The organism is Spirosoma sp. SC4-14 (genome assembly GCF_037201965.1).
Lineage (GTDB): Bacteria > Bacteroidota > Bacteroidia > Cytophagales > Spirosomataceae > Spirosoma.
This window is the reverse complement of record NZ_CP147518.1, coordinates 6,361,324-6,377,869: the sequence shown is the minus strand read 5'-3', so window position 1 is coordinate 6,377,869 and position 16,546 is coordinate 6,361,324. Positions and strand designations below refer to the sequence as shown.

18 protein-coding genes are annotated in these 16,546 nt (G+C 47.0%); 10 read left to right on the top strand and 8 right to left on the bottom strand.

All coding sequences use genetic code 11. The features are described 5' to 3' along the window. Positions 1-25 precede the first annotated feature (25 nt). Positions 26-1,705 carry a glucoamylase family protein gene (locus WBJ53_RS26355; RefSeq protein ID WP_338871806.1) on the bottom strand — a complete coding sequence of 560 codons (1,680 nt, stop codon included), beginning with the start codon at positions 1,703-1,705 and terminating at the stop codon, positions 26-28. 181 nt (positions 1,706-1,886) lie between these two features. On the opposite strand from WBJ53_RS26355, the gene WBJ53_RS26350 reads away from it, so the two are divergent. Further along, a complete protein-coding gene (locus tag WBJ53_RS26350) occupies positions 1,887-4,745 on the top strand; it encodes a hypothetical protein (protein ID WP_338871804.1) in 2,859 nt (952 codons plus the stop codon). A gap of 63 nt (positions 4,746-4,808) precedes the next feature. On the opposite strand, the gene WBJ53_RS26345 is transcribed toward WBJ53_RS26350, so the two are convergent. The 4 genes from WBJ53_RS26345 to WBJ53_RS26330 all read right to left on the bottom strand — a co-directional run bounded on the left by WBJ53_RS26345 (position 4,809) and on the right by WBJ53_RS26330 (position 8,695). Then, positions 4,809-5,630, bottom strand: coding sequence for a TonB family protein (locus WBJ53_RS26345; protein ID WP_338871802.1), 822 nt, complete (start codon positions 5,628-5,630; stop codon positions 4,809-4,811). Positions 5,631-5,757: 127 nt separating this feature from the next. Continuing rightward, a complete protein-coding gene (locus WBJ53_RS26340) occupies positions 5,758-6,558 on the bottom strand; it encodes a hypothetical protein (protein WP_338871800.1) in 801 nt (266 codons plus the stop codon). Between the two features lie 87 nt (positions 6,559-6,645). After that, on the bottom strand, positions 6,646-7,368 hold the full coding sequence (locus WBJ53_RS26335; RefSeq protein ID WP_338871798.1) for a hypothetical protein: 723 nt from the start codon (positions 7,366-7,368) through the stop codon (positions 6,646-6,648). A gap of 85 nt (positions 7,369-7,453) precedes the next feature. After that, the gene (locus WBJ53_RS26330) at positions 7,454-8,695 is read right to left on the bottom strand and encodes a saccharopine dehydrogenase family protein (RefSeq protein WP_338877239.1); all 1,242 of its coding nucleotides are present in this window, start codon (positions 8,693-8,695) and stop codon (positions 7,454-7,456) included. Between the two features lie 172 nt (positions 8,696-8,867). Between WBJ53_RS26330 and WBJ53_RS26325 the strand changes: the two genes are divergently transcribed. The 3 genes from WBJ53_RS26325 to WBJ53_RS26315 all read left to right on the top strand — a co-directional run bounded on the left by WBJ53_RS26325 (position 8,868) and on the right by WBJ53_RS26315 (position 10,681). Continuing rightward, the gene (locus WBJ53_RS26325; RefSeq protein ID WP_338871797.1) at positions 8,868-9,299 is read left to right on the top strand and encodes a hypothetical protein; all 432 of its coding nucleotides are present in this window, start codon (positions 8,868-8,870) and stop codon (positions 9,297-9,299) included. Positions 9,300-9,441: 142 nt separating this feature from the next. Next, positions 9,442-9,897: a hypothetical protein gene (locus tag WBJ53_RS26320; protein WP_338871795.1), complete on the top strand. Its 456-nt coding sequence runs from the start codon at positions 9,442-9,444 to the stop codon at positions 9,895-9,897. A 163-nt stretch (positions 9,898-10,060) separates the two neighbouring features. Continuing rightward, positions 10,061-10,681 carry a helix-turn-helix domain-containing protein gene (locus WBJ53_RS26315; protein ID WP_338877238.1) on the top strand — a complete coding sequence of 207 codons (621 nt, stop codon included), beginning with the start codon at positions 10,061-10,063 and terminating at the stop codon, positions 10,679-10,681. A gap of 78 nt (positions 10,682-10,759) precedes the next feature. Here WBJ53_RS26315 and WBJ53_RS26310 read toward each other — a convergent pair whose 3' ends face one another. The 3 genes from WBJ53_RS26310 to WBJ53_RS26300 all read right to left on the bottom strand — a co-directional run bounded on the left by WBJ53_RS26310 (position 10,760) and on the right by WBJ53_RS26300 (position 14,452). Beyond that, positions 10,760-12,055, bottom strand: a complete 1,296-nt coding sequence (locus WBJ53_RS26310; RefSeq protein ID WP_338871793.1) for an aminopeptidase P N-terminal domain-containing protein — start codon at positions 12,053-12,055, stop codon at positions 10,760-10,762. A 166-nt stretch (positions 12,056-12,221) separates the two neighbouring features. After that, positions 12,222-13,490 (bottom strand): site-specific integrase, encoded by a 1,269-nt coding sequence (locus WBJ53_RS26305; protein WP_338871791.1) that lies wholly within the window; start codon positions 13,488-13,490, stop codon positions 12,222-12,224. A gap of 2 nt (positions 13,491-13,492) precedes the next feature. After that, complete coding sequence (locus WBJ53_RS26300) at positions 13,493-14,452, bottom strand: S24 family peptidase (protein WP_338871789.1); 960 nt, start codon at positions 14,450-14,452, stop codon at positions 13,493-13,495. Between the two features lie 120 nt (positions 14,453-14,572). On the opposite strand from WBJ53_RS26300, the gene WBJ53_RS26295 reads away from it, so the two are divergent. From WBJ53_RS26295 to WBJ53_RS26270, 6 genes are all read left to right on the top strand, one after another. Further along, positions 14,573-14,860, top strand: a complete 288-nt coding sequence (locus tag WBJ53_RS26295) for a hypothetical protein (protein WP_338871787.1) — start codon at positions 14,573-14,575, stop codon at positions 14,858-14,860. Beyond that, positions 14,844-15,212 (top strand): hypothetical protein, encoded by a 369-nt coding sequence (locus tag WBJ53_RS26290; protein WP_338871785.1) that lies wholly within the window; start codon positions 14,844-14,846, stop codon positions 15,210-15,212. Before WBJ53_RS26295 ends, WBJ53_RS26290 begins: the two co-directional genes overlap by 17 nt. Before the next feature lie 91 nt (positions 15,213-15,303). After that, the gene (locus WBJ53_RS26285; RefSeq protein WP_338871783.1) at positions 15,304-15,666 is read left to right on the top strand and encodes a hypothetical protein; all 363 of its coding nucleotides are present in this window, start codon (positions 15,304-15,306) and stop codon (positions 15,664-15,666) included. Between the two features lie 49 nt (positions 15,667-15,715). Then, positions 15,716-16,174: a hypothetical protein gene (locus tag WBJ53_RS26280; protein WP_338871781.1), complete on the top strand. Its 459-nt coding sequence runs from the start codon at positions 15,716-15,718 to the stop codon at positions 16,172-16,174. A 112-nt stretch (positions 16,175-16,286) separates the two neighbouring features. Continuing rightward, on the top strand, positions 16,287-16,412 hold the full coding sequence (locus tag WBJ53_RS26275) for a hypothetical protein (protein WP_338871779.1): 126 nt from the start codon (positions 16,287-16,289) through the stop codon (positions 16,410-16,412). Then, complete coding sequence (locus WBJ53_RS26270; protein WP_338871777.1) at positions 16,409-16,540, top strand: hypothetical protein; 132 nt, start codon at positions 16,409-16,411, stop codon at positions 16,538-16,540. The genes WBJ53_RS26275 and WBJ53_RS26270 overlap by 4 nt, the downstream gene beginning before the upstream one ends. Positions 16,541-16,546 lie beyond the last annotated feature (6 nt).

Below are 16,546 nucleotides of genomic sequence, written 5' to 3'. Positions count from 1 at the left end.
GGTAGGTTAGAAATCCACTTAATTCTTAATTCAGATCAGGACTTTGAAACCCGAGCGTTTTCATGCCTTTTTTTACTTCCGGGCAACTCATAAATAGTTTCCAGAGTAGTTGGGAGCGGTGGTTTTCGATCATAATGATAATAGGCCCCTGGTCAATAGCCAGAAACGAATCGGCAAACCAGGGCGTGGTGAGGTTAAAAGCATCGATAAAACCATAATTTTTCCACACGTTATCGCCCAGTTTATAGTAGAAAAACCGTAGTGCCTGCATCGACTCGGTTGGCGTATAAGGCATTGCCGACAAGGCTGCTGTTGGCGAAATGGTGCCATTGTCATTACCCGGTTCATGCGCTGAGTAGCCGTTCTGTTCGTCGCTGGCTGTTAGTCCCCAGCAATCCTGACTGTAGCCGGTAAATTGCTTCGGATTGGTTTTACAATAGGTATAGTTGATGAGCGAATGCGCCGTATTTTGTTGCCAGTAGTCGGCATAAGCATCTTTCAGATCATGCGGATTGATGCCAAGAAACGAATATTGCGAGAAGAATAACGGGCCTCCATAGGCCGGACCGAGCGGTAGTTTAATGGTATAGTAACTATTCCCGTTCGCCATTTTGCCATTCTGCGCCCAACTGTTGTCGTAAACAGTTTTTGAGATGGGCCTTGTGTTCGATGAAGCTGCCAGAACATAGGTAATAAGTGCTTCGTTCCAGCCGCGGATGGGCAGATTCATGTCCCAGTTGTAGTTGGGCGACCAGTGCCAGTATAGGTTGGTTTCGGTGCCATTTTTGGTAAACCAGTTCCATTCGACACCATCCCATAAGTCATTGATAGATTTGCGGAGCGCTATTTCGTCAGTATTTGTACTGCTGTTGAAATACTGGCGGGCCGTTAGTAGCCCCTGCATCAGGTATGAGGTTTCGACCAGATCGGCACCGTCGTCTTTCTGACTGAAAGGGATTGTTGCGCCCGTAGTTCCACTGAGCCAGTGCGGAAACGCACCATGGTAGCGTTTGGCATTGTTGGTGAGAAAGCTGGAGATTTTTGACAGCCGGGCCAGGCCATCCTGCCGACTGATAAAGTTGCGATTGATGGCGACCAGAATCGCCATAATGCCAAAGCCTGTTCCGCCCGTAGTTACCACATCGCCCGACGAATTTCGTTCGCGGGCCATACCAGAAACCGGATGCCCAAACTCCCAGAAATAGCTGAAAGTTTGTTTCTGAACGAGATCTAACAGAAGCGAATCGCTGATGCGCGAAAATTTGTCGGTATTGTCGAAGGCTGTCGTGAAATCGATGGTGATTGCAGCTAACAGGGGCACGTTCTGAGCAGAGGTTAGGGCAGGTGACACGGTCAGCGTATAGGTAGCCAGACTCTGGAGTGGGGTTTGCGTTGTTATGACCAGAAGCGAATCATTGCTTGCGAACGAATAGGACAATGCCACCTGCTTTGTGGTGGCATTGTTTGTTAAGGTAAGTGCAGCAGCAACGGATTCACGCCTGACAGGAGTCGAGAAGGCTAAGGTTACGGTAGGTATCGTACTGATGTTTGTATAGTGTGTTGCTGAGCCTGATTGCCCATTAATGGAAACAGTTTTATAATAAAAAGACCCGCCTGGAGCAACTACCTGATCCTGCTGTTTTTTACAGGAAAAGCCTATAAAAAACAGCAGGAATAACAGGAGCCAGTTTTGCACTGATTTCATTCAATAAGTTGGATAAAGCGAAAATGAATTTAGTAGATAAAGGGGTGATTTTTTTGTACAAAAATAGGGGAGTCATAACTTGCCACCTAAAAATGGACTACATCATTACTACATCATTTCAGGATATAGAGCCAGTTGGCGCGGGTTTTTAGCTCATCGTAGCTTTCTTGAACAAGTTTTTATGGGAAAATTAACGTCTCGCTGTTTTATATACTTGTTCAGGAGCTTTCTCCTGGCTGAGCTTACTATAGGAATTTGTCTTGCGCAGGAGGGAACACAATCGGTATACGATTTGTGTCGGCCCGAACTCATTCAGTTTACGCGTCAGACCTACGGTGCCTATAACCAGAACTGGAGCATAGCACAGCATCGGCAAACCCGGTTTATGTATTTCGCCAATTCAAAAGGTTTATTGGAGTATGACGGCGTCAGTTGGCGGGTATATGAATTGCCGAGAAAGCAGAAAGTTCGATCGATAGCTGTTGATGAACAGGGGCGAATCTTTACGGGGGGGCTGGGTGAATTTGGCTATTGGTTGCCGGAAACGAATGGCCAACTGACCTATCATTCGCTGGCTTCGCTGGTTGGTCAGCAATCTTTCCGAACTGAAGAAATTTGGAATATTCTGCTAACACCGCAGGGCATTCTGTTTCAGTCTTTTGCCTTTATCTACCGGTATCAGCAAGGAAAAATTCAGTTACTTCAGCCACCTGGCAACATATTGTTTATACGACAGGTACGAAACCGGCTGTTGGTAGGCGTGATTGGCAAAGGATTGTATGAGATTCAGAACAACCGCTTTGTTTTATTGGCGGGTAGTGAATTTCTGGGTAGCGAAACCATAAATACACTGCTGCCTCTAGGAACCAGCGACCTGCTGGTTGGTACCGAACGGAGCATTTATCGGTATGATGGGCAGAACTTTAGACCATTTAATTCAACACTCAACGCTTTGCTTCAACAGATCAGGCTTAACCGTGGGCTGGCAATTGGGCCTGATCAGTATGCATTTGGAACATTGCTGGGAGGTGTCCTGATTACCGATGGCAACGGTAAAATTCGCTATCAGTTTAATCAGAAGAATGGATTACAGAATGGAACCGTACTGTCAATGGGGTTAGATGTGGATGGGAATTTGTGGGTTGGAATGGATAAAGGAATCGATCTGATCGGTCTTAACTCGCCTATTCGTTATTTCCCGGACGATGAAGGCAATCTGGGTACCGTATACGATATTGCCAGCTACGGTAAAAACCTGTATCTAGGTACCAATCAGGGCGTTTACGTTAAGTCTGTTGAGCAACCAGATGTACCTTTTCGACTGGTTCCGGGAACGCAGGGCCAAGTTTGGGATCTAACGGTTATCGATAATCAATTGCTGTGTGGGCATAACAAGGGCACCTTTCGGCTTGAAGGTGACCAGGCGCGTTTGTTGTGTCCGATTACCGGCGGCTGGGTGCTTCATCGGCTAAGTCGTTATCCCGATCTGCTTATTCAGGGAACGTATACGAAATTGTGTGTCTATCGGAAAGATGCCAGCGGTAACTGGGTTTTTTCGCACCCGATAGATGGCTTTTCGGCACCGGTTCGGCAACTCGAGGAAGATGTGGATGGGAATATCTGGGTTAATAAAGCGGCAAACCAGGGTTTACAACGGCTTCGATTGCCGCCCGATCTACGCCGTGTTGATACCAGTTACGAGTTTACAGATGCCACATTTCATGGGCCAACAGTTAATCTGTGTTCGGTGCAGAACAAGATCATGATAACGTCGCCAGGCGGAGTATTCCAATATGAGGCATCTACTGGCCGCTTTGCGCCTATACAGAAGCTTTATCCCTGGTTAGGGCCAGCGGTTCGTAAGCTTTTCCCCATCGATAAGTCGCATTTGTTTTTGCTCCGACAGGATGGTTCGCTGGGTTGGGGTAGCGTTGGCAAACAACCGATAGGCGATATTCCGGTCAAAGCTAATCAGTGGGTTGATGAGCACGAAAATATTGTGGCTCTAGACGCTGGTTATGTGGTTTTTTGCCAGGAGAGTGGATTTGCAATAGCTCCAATGACCAATTTGACACGAATTGCCAGAGGGTTTGCCCGCCAGCCATTGATTCGGACGATTACAGTTGCTGATGCGTCCGAAATGAGCTATGTGTTTCAGGGACCAGCATCGGATCTGTCGTTTTCGCATGAGCAGAACAATCTGTTGATTTCATTCTGTACGCCTTTCTATACGCGTCCAGTTAACTACAGCTACTGGCTCGAAAACAGTACATCGACCTGGTCGGCGTTTGCCAGTATTCATCAGAAAGAATTTACTAACCTTCCGCCCGGTCAATACACGTTTCATCTCAAATCGGACCTGAATCCATCCGAAAGCAACTTAACGTTCGAAATCAGACCACCGTGGTACTGGACAGGCTGGAGTAAGCTCGTATACATCTTGTTGCTGGGAGGGTTAGCCAAACTTGCTTATTCATTTCATCTGCACCGGGTGGCCATTCAGCAAAATCGCGTTCGGAAAACAATGGAAGAAAAGCTTCGGCAGCAGGAAGAGCAAAGCCAGCGCGAAATTATTCTGTTGCAGAAAGAACAACTGGAGCAAGGTCTAGTTCAGAAATCGGAAGAACTGGCTAATTCGACCATGTCGCTCATTCAGAAAAATGAGCTACTGATGAAGATAAAAGATGAGCTAGGCCGGGCAAAAAATCGCCTGGGAAACAAACTGTCGACCGATGATTTTCAGCGAATCAATGCGCTCATCGACGCTAATATTTCCAGTGAGCAGGATTGGAAGCTCTTTCAGGCAAATTTCAATAAGGTGCATGAACAGTTTCTGAAGCATCTGCTGGAGAACTACCCCGACCTGAGTCAGGGTGATCTGAAATTAGCCGCTTATCTGCGCATGAACCTATCGACGAAAGAAATTGCTCAACTTTTGACTATTACTCACCGAAGCGTTGAACTCAAACGGTATCGACTCCGTAAAAAGCTCAACATCGAGGGCGATATAAACCTGACCGAGTTTATGATGAAATATTAAGGAGTAGTCATGGGTCACTGAAAAAATCGCAATAAAGCTAATGGCCAGTGTCTACATGCTCTGTTACTCAAGCGTAAAGGCAATTGGTAAATTAAACTTCACCCGTACGGGGCGTCCCGACTGTTTTCCTGGTTTCCAGTGAGGCATTTTCTTGATGACCCGAAGCGCTTCTTCGTCGCAGCCAAAGCCAATGCCTTTCATAACCTGCACATCGGTCAGACTTCCATCCGTATTGACTACAAAACTAACATAAACACGTCCTGACACGCCGGCTGATGATGCGGCTCGTGGATAAGTCAGATTTCTGGACAGAAACGTACGCATGGCCTCTGCTCCGCCCGGATATTCGGGCTGTTGTTCGGGCGCAATAAAGGGTTCTTCGGGCCGAGAGGTCACTTCAACCGCTTTTTCTATGGCAGTAGGAGCGGCCGCTTCGGGGGGAGCAATGATGTCAACATCGCCGGTGCCTTCTGCCGTTTCAGTTCCTGAAACAGCATCTTCCAATTGGTCGGTGGTGGGGGGCAAGGCTTCTTCAATAACTTCGGCCTCCGGCATTACAACGGGCGGCAGATTTCGGACCGTATTGACGGCTGGGGCCTGTTCAACAGGAGGCAATTCGATTGGTTTTTCGACAGGTGGCTCTACAATAGTTGTTAAGGTAACTTCCTTCATATTGGCCTCGTCGGTCAATATATGTTGTGGTCCGAATCGGTTGTAAAGTGTTGGGGTGGCTAATCCTGCCAGAAAGAGACCAACACCTAAGCCAAGCGCCCGGCTGAGCGCAGGTCGATATTGCCGACGAAGGTCAAAAGCTCCATAGGCCTGATTGCGGGCCTGAAAAATAATTTCGTCGTAGGTGAGGGCAGTTGTATTGGGCTGAACCATAGTTGTATGCGGTTTTGGTGTATACCGCATAGATGTAGCTTCAGCCCAAATTCCATATTCGCTGGTCAGTTGTTGTTAGCAAGCAGACAATAAATTAACCAGTGATAGTTGGCCAGGAACCAATCTCTTAATTACCAGTAAGACTGTTATACTGTTTTATGAGCGCAATTGCTTCGTTTTCTGTTTTAAGAGCCAGGTGATGTTGCTCTACAAAGGTTTTGAGGCTACTCTGGTGATCGAGCGCATCGAGTAATGATTTTTTAGTGAGTTTAACCTTTACCAGCGATTGGTCGGGTTTGAGCAGGTAATATGACGCAGCTTCTTTAAACGAATCGTAGCGAACATCGTTTGAGTAAGGGTCTTTATAGTCGGCAGCTTTAAACGTTTTCGTTATCCGTTTGAACAGTGATGTTTCGCCCTGATACAATACCAGCAGATAACCCTCTTTGAGGCTTTCGTCGTCGGTTTTCAGATTAGGCAGATGTTTGAACAGGTAGGTTTGACCAGTTGGGCTGTTCAATTGAAACGACTTAACCTGATCGGAATTGACGACGATGGAATCCTGCCCGGCTCTGTTACGCAATAGAATCAGATACTGTCTGAAGGCATCGAATTTAATTGGCACGTCTGTATAGTGCTGACCATTGACCATATCGATTTCACCCTGGGTCCATTGGGGCAAAAAATAAGGTGTTCCCTTCAAGCCTTCGTACCGATGGTCGATTTTGTTTATAGTTCCGTACGGACCAGTCTTGTCTCCTACAATCTCATCTGTTGAACGATAGGTTTCATAGCCGTTCCGTCGGCTATTGGGATTGAACGTAACGTTTGCTTTCTTGGTTGAATCGGCTGTTTGAGCCAGGCTACTTGCCCCTATACAGGTTAGTATGATGAGTAGGAATACATACTTCATGGTGTAAATAATCATAATGGGTTGATTCGTTGTCTAAATAACGAAAAAATCCCACAGCACGGTGGGATTTGGAGAAAATATATTCTAAAAGAAAGATGAAGGCTAGAGGTTATCATACTGTTTCACCAGCGTAATGGCATCATCTTCGGTTTTAAATGTGAGTTTCTGTTGATCGGCAAAGGTCTTTAACGCATCTTCCTGATCGCTCATGGCTTCCAGCAACGCTTTTTTCGATAGCTTGACTTTGGTAAGCGTTTGGTCTGGTTTAAGCAAATAGTAAGAAATGGCATCGTTGTAGGAATCGTAGCGGACGTTCGACGAATACCCACCTTTATAATCGGCTGGTTTAAAGGTTTTGGCGACCCGTTTCAGCAACGATGATTTTCCTGCATACAGAATCAGAAAGTAGCCGTCTTTTATGGTTTCATCGCTCGCTTTAGCGGTTGGATAACGGCCAAATAAATACGACTGGCCATCTTTGCCCATTAGCAAAAAGCGAGTGACTGTCTGGCGGTCAATAATAATCGAATCGTTGCCTGATTTGGGGCGAAGCAACACTAATGCCTGCCGGTACGCGTCGAATTTGAGAGGAACGTCTTTATATTGTCGGCCGTCGCGCAGGCTAACCTGGCCGTTCGACCAGTCGGGGAGTAAATAAGGCGAGCCATGCTGGCCTTCATATCGCGTATCGACTCGTAGAATGAGGGAGCCAGTCGAGGGGTTGTTGAGATTATTTAACCGCAAATCGGCCGTAGGATCGACGTTGGTTTGTGCCTGGCTAACGGTACTGGTCAGAATCAGTAACCCAACAAGAATACGTTTCATAAAAAGCAGTAGGTTAAGAATTTAACGTTTACCCAGGCCCGATAAATATCCTGAGTAAACGTTAAATTTATAAAACCCCTGATGGCTAATAGTCGTGAGGTAAAGGAATATCGACTCGCTCATTAACGGGCAATCCCTGCTTATTCATCTGGTCGATGAACGGATCGGGGTCCAGTTCTTCGCAGTTCCACACGCCCGGTTTCATCCATACGCCCGTTACCATCAGCATAGCGCCAATCATAGCCGGTACGCCCGTAGTGTAGCTAACGGCCTGGCCGCGTACTTCGCGATAGGTTTCGGCATGGTCGCAATTATTCCAGATGTAGTACGTACGATCAGTGCCGTCTTTTACCCCTTTAATCTGGCAACCAATGCTGGTTTGGCCCGTATAGTTTTCGCCGAGGGTATCGGGAGCGGGTAAAACGGCTTTCAGAAATTCGAGTGGAACAATATCCATACCATTGAACTTCACCGGATCGATACGGGTCATGCCCACATTCTGCAACACTTCCAGATGAGTCAGGTAAGCCTGCCCGAATGTCATCCAGAACCGCGCCCGTTTTAAGGTTGGAAAGTTTTTTACCAGCGATTCCAGCTCTTCGTGATATAATACATACGACTCTCTGGGGCCGATTTCGGGGTAGTCGATGGGTTTGTGAATACTCATGGCGGGTATTTCAATCCATTCGCCATTTTCCCAATAACGGCCCGGCTGGGTAATTTCACGAATATTGATTTCCGGATTAAAGTTGGTGGCGAAGGCTTTACCATGGTTTCCGGCATTGCAGTCGACAATGTCGAGGTAATCCATCCGGTCGAAATGGTGTTTATTAGCATAGGCCGTAAATACCTGGGTAGCCCCCGGATCGAAACCACAGCCGAGCAGCGCCATCAAACCAGCCTGCTCGAAACGTTCTTTATAAGCCCATTGCCAGCTATACTCAAATTTGGCAACATCTTTAGGTTCATAGTTGGCTGTATCCATGTAGTGAACTCCTGCCTCCAGACAGGCATCCATAATGGGCAGATCCTGGTAGGGGAGAGCGACATTGATAACCAAAACCGGATTGAACGACCGAATCAGGGCCACAACTTCAGCCACAACATCGGCATCGACCTGTGCCGTTTGAATGCTGATGCCATGCATTTCCTGAATTTCAGCCGCAATTCGGTCGCACTTTGCTTTGGTGCGACTTGCGAGCAGTATTTCGGTGAAGACAGTGCTGTTCATCGCACATTTGTGCGCCACTACGCTCCCTACACCACCCGCTCCAATAATGAGCACTTTTGCCATATTCGTTTGATCACTTTTTTCGGCCGCAAAGATAGACAAAGTCAGTTAGAGAGTTGGCTATTAGCTGCGCTTCCACACGGATATCTGATAACTTAATGATTTCTAAACATCTACTTTAATCTGGTTGTTGGTTTGCTTGCAAAACAATTGAATAGTATATTTGTTGAGTAGACAAATCTTGTGTTTATCTCGGCAACATAACGTTATGAAATTTATCTCCTCTGCTGGCTCGTTTGAATTCTCAATTTTAGGCTACGGCGCTAAAACTGCTAACTGGCGCGACCGCAATAATCTGCGATGTCGTATATCGACCATCTGGCGGCAGCAGCACGATTCGCAGGCAACTCCATTGCAGACATGGGAAGTTGGCCGAATGCTTAGCAGCCTGCGTTCGCTTTGGAACAAAGCTGCTCATCATGTGGTATTGACTTTTTCGGAGCCAGGACTGAGCTTCGAAGCTACAGCGCTGCCCGGCGATACATACAGGCTTCAGATTCAACTGGATCATGCGCTAACGCCATCCTGGCACGCTTATCCTGATTTTCCACTGGAAATGGACCTGCTACTGAACCGGAAACAACTGCACGAAGCCATCCAGGATTTGTCGGGGCAGTTAGCCAGTTATCCAGAACGATAATTGCACATACTTTTTTGATAATGACCTTGTTGTACACACAGCGCAATAGCTGCATAGTTCGGGTGCAACCTATATTGCCAGGTTGTCGATTCCGCGTGTACAGAAGATAATTCGACTGTGCGGTTAACACGTTGCTTCAATCTTGTCCGATAGTATGCTTCTGGTTGGCCAACGTAGTTTTTTTCAACTTGATCTTCTGGATTATCAGTACCCAACGGCCAACTCGTCGACAGTTGACCTAAATCGACTATGGGTAGCTGTCCGCTCGGGCTGGTGGCATCATCGCTCAACGGCAAAGGCCGCTGTGCTCTATACGTATGAAATTGAACAACTTCTGACCTGGCTTCGCCACCTTTATCAGGGAGGTTACTCCTCAGAACGTTTGCTCTTTGCCGACCCCTCGTTAAGTATTGAATGCATTTCGGTCGATGCCGATGAGTTTCTGTTGCAGGTGAAGCTCGCCTTTGCGGTAGCTCCCGACTGGCATACTAACCCTTTTTTCCCATTTTGGCTCCCAGTAGTTGTCTCAAAAGCAAAAATAGGAGAGGCAATTACTGACCTTGAAGGCCAATTTGCAAGATTTCCTGTGCGACATTGACTTATCTCTTGATAACATCATTTGTTATGCACATATTTGTAGCCAGACGAAAGTTTCAGTAGATTTCTTTGTTTGTCTTTGCAACGAATGTAGAGACATTACGCCCTCTTTAACACAAAAAACTACTAGCAGTATGAAGATTGTCAAGCGTAGAAACCGCCAGATGACCATGGAGCGCATCTTGCGGGCAATGGGTGATGTGATGGCAGAGCGAGGAACTGAAAAAGCCGGTATTAATGCCGTAGCCGAAAAAGCCGGTGTTAATAAAGTCCTCATCTACCGATACTTTGGTGGCTGGAATGGCTTGTTGGAAGCGTACGTACAACGCGGATTCTTCCTCTCTATGTTTAATGAGAAGTTTCTGGATGCAGTACCCGACAATTTGCCTGCCGAAAACCGAAGCAAAGTGTGGTCTGAGTACACGATCCAGTTCATGCGTGAATTTCGCACTCGGAAACCATCGCAGGAATTGATCCGCTGGGAAATGAGCCATGGCGAAACCGAACTCGCCCGTCGGTTGGCCGAATTCCGTGACAACTCATACAAAAAACTGGTAGATCGGTTGGCTCCCTATTCTGACTACGACCCGATTGCGATTACGAGCCTGATGGTTGCCGCTGTTACCCACATTGTCTTAACCAGCACCCAACGCGACCATATTGGCGATATTGACCTCCGGACCGATGCGGGCTGGGAGCGGTTGGAAACCGCTATTCGTCGGATCTATTCAAGCCTGAACATCGCTCTCGAACGCGAAACGGCAAAAAAGGCCGAGATGAAATAAGCGTTTATGGTTTACGGTTGCTCTGCAGTAGGAGGATGTATGCTTATTAGCAGAATAACCGTAAACCATAAATCAATCTTATGCATTCATCAGTTCTTCAATTTCTTCGGCTTCAAGCGGGATATTAGCCATTAGGTCTACATTGCCCGTTTCGGTAATGATTACATTATTTTCCAATCGAATGCCGAGCTTTTCGGCGGGAATATAAATACCCGGCTCTACCGTAAATACCATTCCAGCCTCCATTTTTCGGTATTTGTTGCCAACATCATGCACATCGAGGCCCAGAAAATGCGACGTGCCATGCATGAAATATTTCTTGTACAAAGGTGCGTCGGGGTCCTGTTTCTCAACGTCCTGGCGGTCCAGTAAGCCCAATTCTATTAATTCTGACTCCATTATTTTGCCAACCTCCCGGTGATACTCGTCCCAGAGATTACCAGGGCGAAGTAGTTGTTTGGCTTCTTTCATCACGCGCAGTACCGCATCGTAAACAGCACGCTGGCGTTCTGTAAATCGCCCGTTAACGGGTACCGAGCGGGTCATGTCGGCATTGTAGTTTGCATATTCGGCTCCAATATCGAGCAGAATCACATCTCCATCCTGACATTGCTGACTGTTATCGATATAATGAAGCACACAGGCATTGGCTCCCGATGCAATAATGGGGGAGTAGGCTGATCCCCGCGACCGGTTACGCAGGTATTCGTGCATCATTTCGGCCTCAATTTCATATTCCCACACCCCAGGTTTAATGAAGCCCAGCAATCGGCGGAACATTTTTTCGGTAATATCGATAGCCGTCTGAATAAGTGGTACTTCCTGTGGCTGCTTGATAGCCCGCAGATAATGCATCAAAGGGGCCAGGCGTTCCAGATGATGAAGTGGGTACTTCTGTTTGAATTCGTTAATAAACCGGGCATCACGGCTCTGAACCTCAACACCAGCGCGGGTGTGTTCATTCGTATTCAGATATGTGTGCTCAGCCTCAAAAACCATCTGAATAAAAATCTGTTCGAACTGATGCGTCCAGTAGATTTGCTTTTGCGGAATTCCTGTTGTTTGTTCTGCTTCGGCTTTCGTTAGCTTATGTCCCTCCCAGATTTCAATCAGTTCGCTGGTTTCACGCAGAAACAATACCTCCCGAAATTTAGGATCGGGGTGGTCAGGAAATAAAACGAGTTGGGTTTCTTCCTGATCAACACCCGTCAGGTAAAATAAATCGTTGTTTTGCCGAAACGTCATAGTCCCGTCGGCGTTGGTGGGCATAATATCATTGGCGTTTACAACAACCAGTGATTTGGGTTTCAGTAAACGCGACAACCGTTGACGGTTGGTAACAAAAAGTTGCTTATCAATGGGCAGGTAACGCATAGGAGGACGTTGAAACTAGCTTTTCTGACTAAATTGCAAAGAAACTCACACTTTGTGGATTACAAGTATCCCTCTTTCAGATAATAACAGGGTTACAGGTGTAAATAGATATATTTTAGTTTGTAATAATCTGACTCTTTCGCCTGAGTGTTGTCCTACTGTTATCCTAATCGAATAAATCAGCGACCTCATCGACTGACAATTGGTCTAAGTCTTCCATGTATCCTTGCGTTGTCGTCAGTTGATCATGCCCCAGCGCATCTTTTATACGCGTAACCGGCAAGCCGGATCGACGGGCAAAGTCCGCAAAGCTATGCCTGAAAACGTGCGGTGATAGCGGTTTGTCTATTTTGGCTTTTTTGGCCAGGCGCTGGAGATCAACCCGCATTTGGACGGCTGCAATGATGACTTTCTGCGAAAACCGATATTCAGTATAACCGGCGTCGATAATGCGACGCAGAAACGGGAAAAGCGTATCCTGTGGTGAGGTGCAGGCCTCCCGGTATGGTTTCAATAGAGCCACGGCAACCGGTGGCAGCAAAACGTTTTTCGGCTTCTTGGTTTTGGTCATGGTGTAAATGAGCCGATGCTGCTCCTCACCATTGGGGCCCGTCACAATCACATAATTTGAAGCCCGTAGCCTGAGCGCATCACCCACCCGCATACCATGCGCATAATACATCAGTAGCGATGTATCGCGGGTTCGTCGTAAGCTGCTATTCCACATTAAATCGAGGTTGGCCAACCTTTCAATTTCGTCGGGATATAATCGTTGTTTGACGGTCCGCTTTTTGGGGATCTTTACGCGCCGGAATGCATCGGCAAAAGCCGTACTGGGCAGATCGGGCAGGTCTTCAACTGCTTCGAAGGCGATTGTTTTCATTCGCAAGTGGTAAAGCCACGGCGTATTCCCTGTATACTTTTGCTGTAACCAGGCTCGCCACTCCTTTAGCAGTAGCATTGTTATTTCATCAAACATCAGCGATGGCTTACCGCAGAACTTTTTAAAGGCACCAACTGCGTTTTTATAGGTATCCGTAGTGCCCGATTCGCCACGCCTTTTGATGAAGCTTTCAGCATAGACAATAAAATCGACGGGTTCGACTAAGGGTTTAGGGGCCTCATCCGAGATTAAGGCTAATATCCGCTCCTTGATCTGTTCGGCGGTCGCCGTGTGATCTACATCGCTGATCACAGCAACCGCCCGCTTCCACAGCACATCAAGCGCCAGGTTGTATTCTTCTTTAAATGGAGTTGACCGAATCCAGTTTCTGTTTTCTGGGCTTGGTCTTGGATTGAGTTGATTCGGTTTTATTTCAACCGTTGTGGCAATAAATCGACTAACTCGCTGGGAAGTAATGCGGAGCCGTACAACGTGATTGCCATGACGGTTGGGTTCTGCCTTCAGACAAAAACGGATAGTTGGACGGCTCATGACTAGTATACTTCGTCTTCAATAAATCTTTTCCTGACAATCCAGATTTGGTGAATATCCTCGGCGGCTACAAAGAATGGATCTGGTGGCGGGTTATCAGAATATAGGAGCAGGCCCTTGTCGCGTTCCAGATTATTCGCCCTTACGCGCTTAATGACAAATTCCTCTCCATATTGAATCGCCCACACACGAGCGGGAGCAAGCCGCCAGTCGCTTTCTTTGGACAACCGATAGGCCAGAACTCGGGAGCCCGAAGGTAATCTGTCACCCATGCTGTCACCATTGACCTCGATGATCCACCAATCACGTGGCGGACCGGGTGGAATATCTTTTTTTGGAATGCGATACGTTTGGGTAGGATTCTGCCAGTATCTGGCCACGTCAGAGCCGCCACGAACTTTAAGGGGCACCATGGGCAGTTCTACATACTCAATCTCATCGATAGGTTCGCCAGGTACTAAGTCACGACGTACACCACGGCCAAATACCTCATCATAGGAAACACCGAGCCCAGCGACAATTTCCGTTTTAATATCTTCGGATAGTATCCGTGTCGGTTCCTGATAACTACTGACCGTTGACGGGCTCCGATTCATCCGCCTGGCCAGTTCATTAATCCCTACAGGTGAGGTCGCCATGAATTTGGCAAATAACTCACTATCCGTCGGGCGAGGTTTTGACCGGGCATCATCATCGAGATACATTGGCGCCTTGCCCGATTCAAGCCAGTCGACCGATACGCCTGTAATATTCTTTATGAGTTCAAATTTTTGTAGGCGTGCACGAAGTTTATACTTATCCGAAAGAAGCCTGGAGACATCGGGAGTCGAAAGCCCGGTTTTCTCAGACATCGTAAGGGCTTTATTGTCAAAATGCATTTTCAGCACTGTTTTCAGCCGCTCTTTTCGATCGGAGTTTGGAATATGATGGGGCACTTCTAACAGGTTGCTCGGGTTTTGCACAATTTATTGTAATTTTATTTGCAAATTGTTCGTACTATTTGGTATAATTGCAATTCCATTGAAGAATGGTTCATACGATGGATATACGGTCAATTTGCAAATAAAATTACAAATACAACAATGAGACGAGGAAGAGTAACGGCCGAATTGTCCCCAACACAGCAGGACTTAGAAACGTTTACCCGGATTCAGGAAACGATTCGAAAGATATCGGTGCAAGCATTAGCCGATTATTGCCAGGCCTCCCATACGACGATTTATGACTACGCTCGGAGGAAGCCAGTGAGCGAAAAATCAGAGGAACAAATTTTGGCGGGTATTAAAGCATACCAAAAAGCGAAGCTGGAACGAGGAGAAAAACGGCTTGAATTAGCGAAACAATTAATACAGGATGCTACAAGTTGTTGATTATAAAGAATTTGAAGAGCTGAAAGAGTTGGTTCTGTCCCAGGTAGATGAGCTTAATTTTCTTCGTTCCTTATTAGTGCAGGTTGCCTGGCTGGATCGTACCCAGACGATGCAGGCGCTGGATGTATCCCATGAAACCCTGCGTCGTATTCATTTAGCAGGCGAGCTGACCTTTCGCTATCAGGGCGATCGACCTTTTTATTGTATCTATTCCATTAGAGCTTATCTAATGGCAAAAAAAATTGAGCCGAAAGCCGCTGAGCGCCGTATTCTGATTGCGTTAACAGACAAAAATTCAAAAAAAAATCCGACCAAAACGAAACGTATTGGCCGGACCAGCGCTACAGTGTAAGTACAAACTGAAATATTTTTTTGCAATTTGACTTGCAAATAAAACGAACAGTTTGCAATTTTACGATGTAGTTTAACAACGCAACAAAATTATGAAAACGAACACGATTCTCCTTGCTCTTTACGGTGATTCCGCCAATGTCGAAAAAGTTTGCGGCCGCTGGGATTATGATTTCGAGACTAAGCAGGTAGCCGTTTACACAATTGAAGACGGTCTGGCGACGATCCATTCGCTTACGCCAACGATGAAAACGACGGTTACCCTGCCTATGCCGTTTACTCTGCCGGTAAATGATTTAGGGTCGGGTATTCTGGAACGCATAGAGATCAACTGCAATACGCTACAGCCGCATATTTCAATATGCCGCACGAAGAAATCGGCTTCACTCAAAGCCCAACAGCCAGCCCTTACAATTCCCCAAACGCTCATAGCGGACTACTGCTCACTGCTCTAACCCATACCTAACCCGGCCCGGCTTACAACCGGGCCTAAACCTTGCTGTCATGAATATATCCAGAGTGGAGTACCTGTTTAATCGCCCTACCGAACCTGGCGATCGCGATAGGCTGAAAATTGTTCTTAAAGCCTGCTGTCAGGCCGCCAAAGATCATCAGAAGGGGCGAGGCCATTTTTTGCCTTTGACTCACGATCTGAATGGCTTCTCTATTGATGAGGTGATGGCTAATATTCCCCAGGGGCGATACCGGATTGTTGAGGTCATGAAAACAATTCGGGAGTTACGTTTCATTGGCTTTCTGGAGGACCTGAATAGTGATCTGGAAGTCATTACCCTCACCAACAAGCTATTCGCTGCCATTGCGGAAGAGTGGGCTTACGAGCGGGGATCTCGGCCACAGCGAATTTCGGATACTAAAATTTTTGCCCCTACCCTAGAACTGGCTGGCACCATCTACCGCCGTCGGCTTGCCCTGCAAAAAGCAAGAGAGGAGGTGGCCGCATGAAAAATAACTGGAAGACCTCCCTGCTGCACTGCGCGATTCTGTTCATAGGCGCAATCGCGCTCCTGATGCTTTTCAACTGGCTGGATTCTCACGGATTTAACAACATATCCCGATGAAGATCCGTCGACGTAACCACGCCAAACTCAAAGAAGAAAAGGCCGAAGCCGAACGTATACGTCGAGAAATACGCGAATGGTACCGACTTGAATTACGGCTTCTTTCTCAGGCATTCCTATGAAACAGTCCTCTACCTTTTCGGCCTTCGCCTGGGCCATGATTATTGGCTGGGCTGGTTTGCTCCTCTATGGCCTCTTTGTGTTTCTGGCTGACTACAATCGGCTGGTTCCCGGAGGCTTAGTCTATTAATTCTGA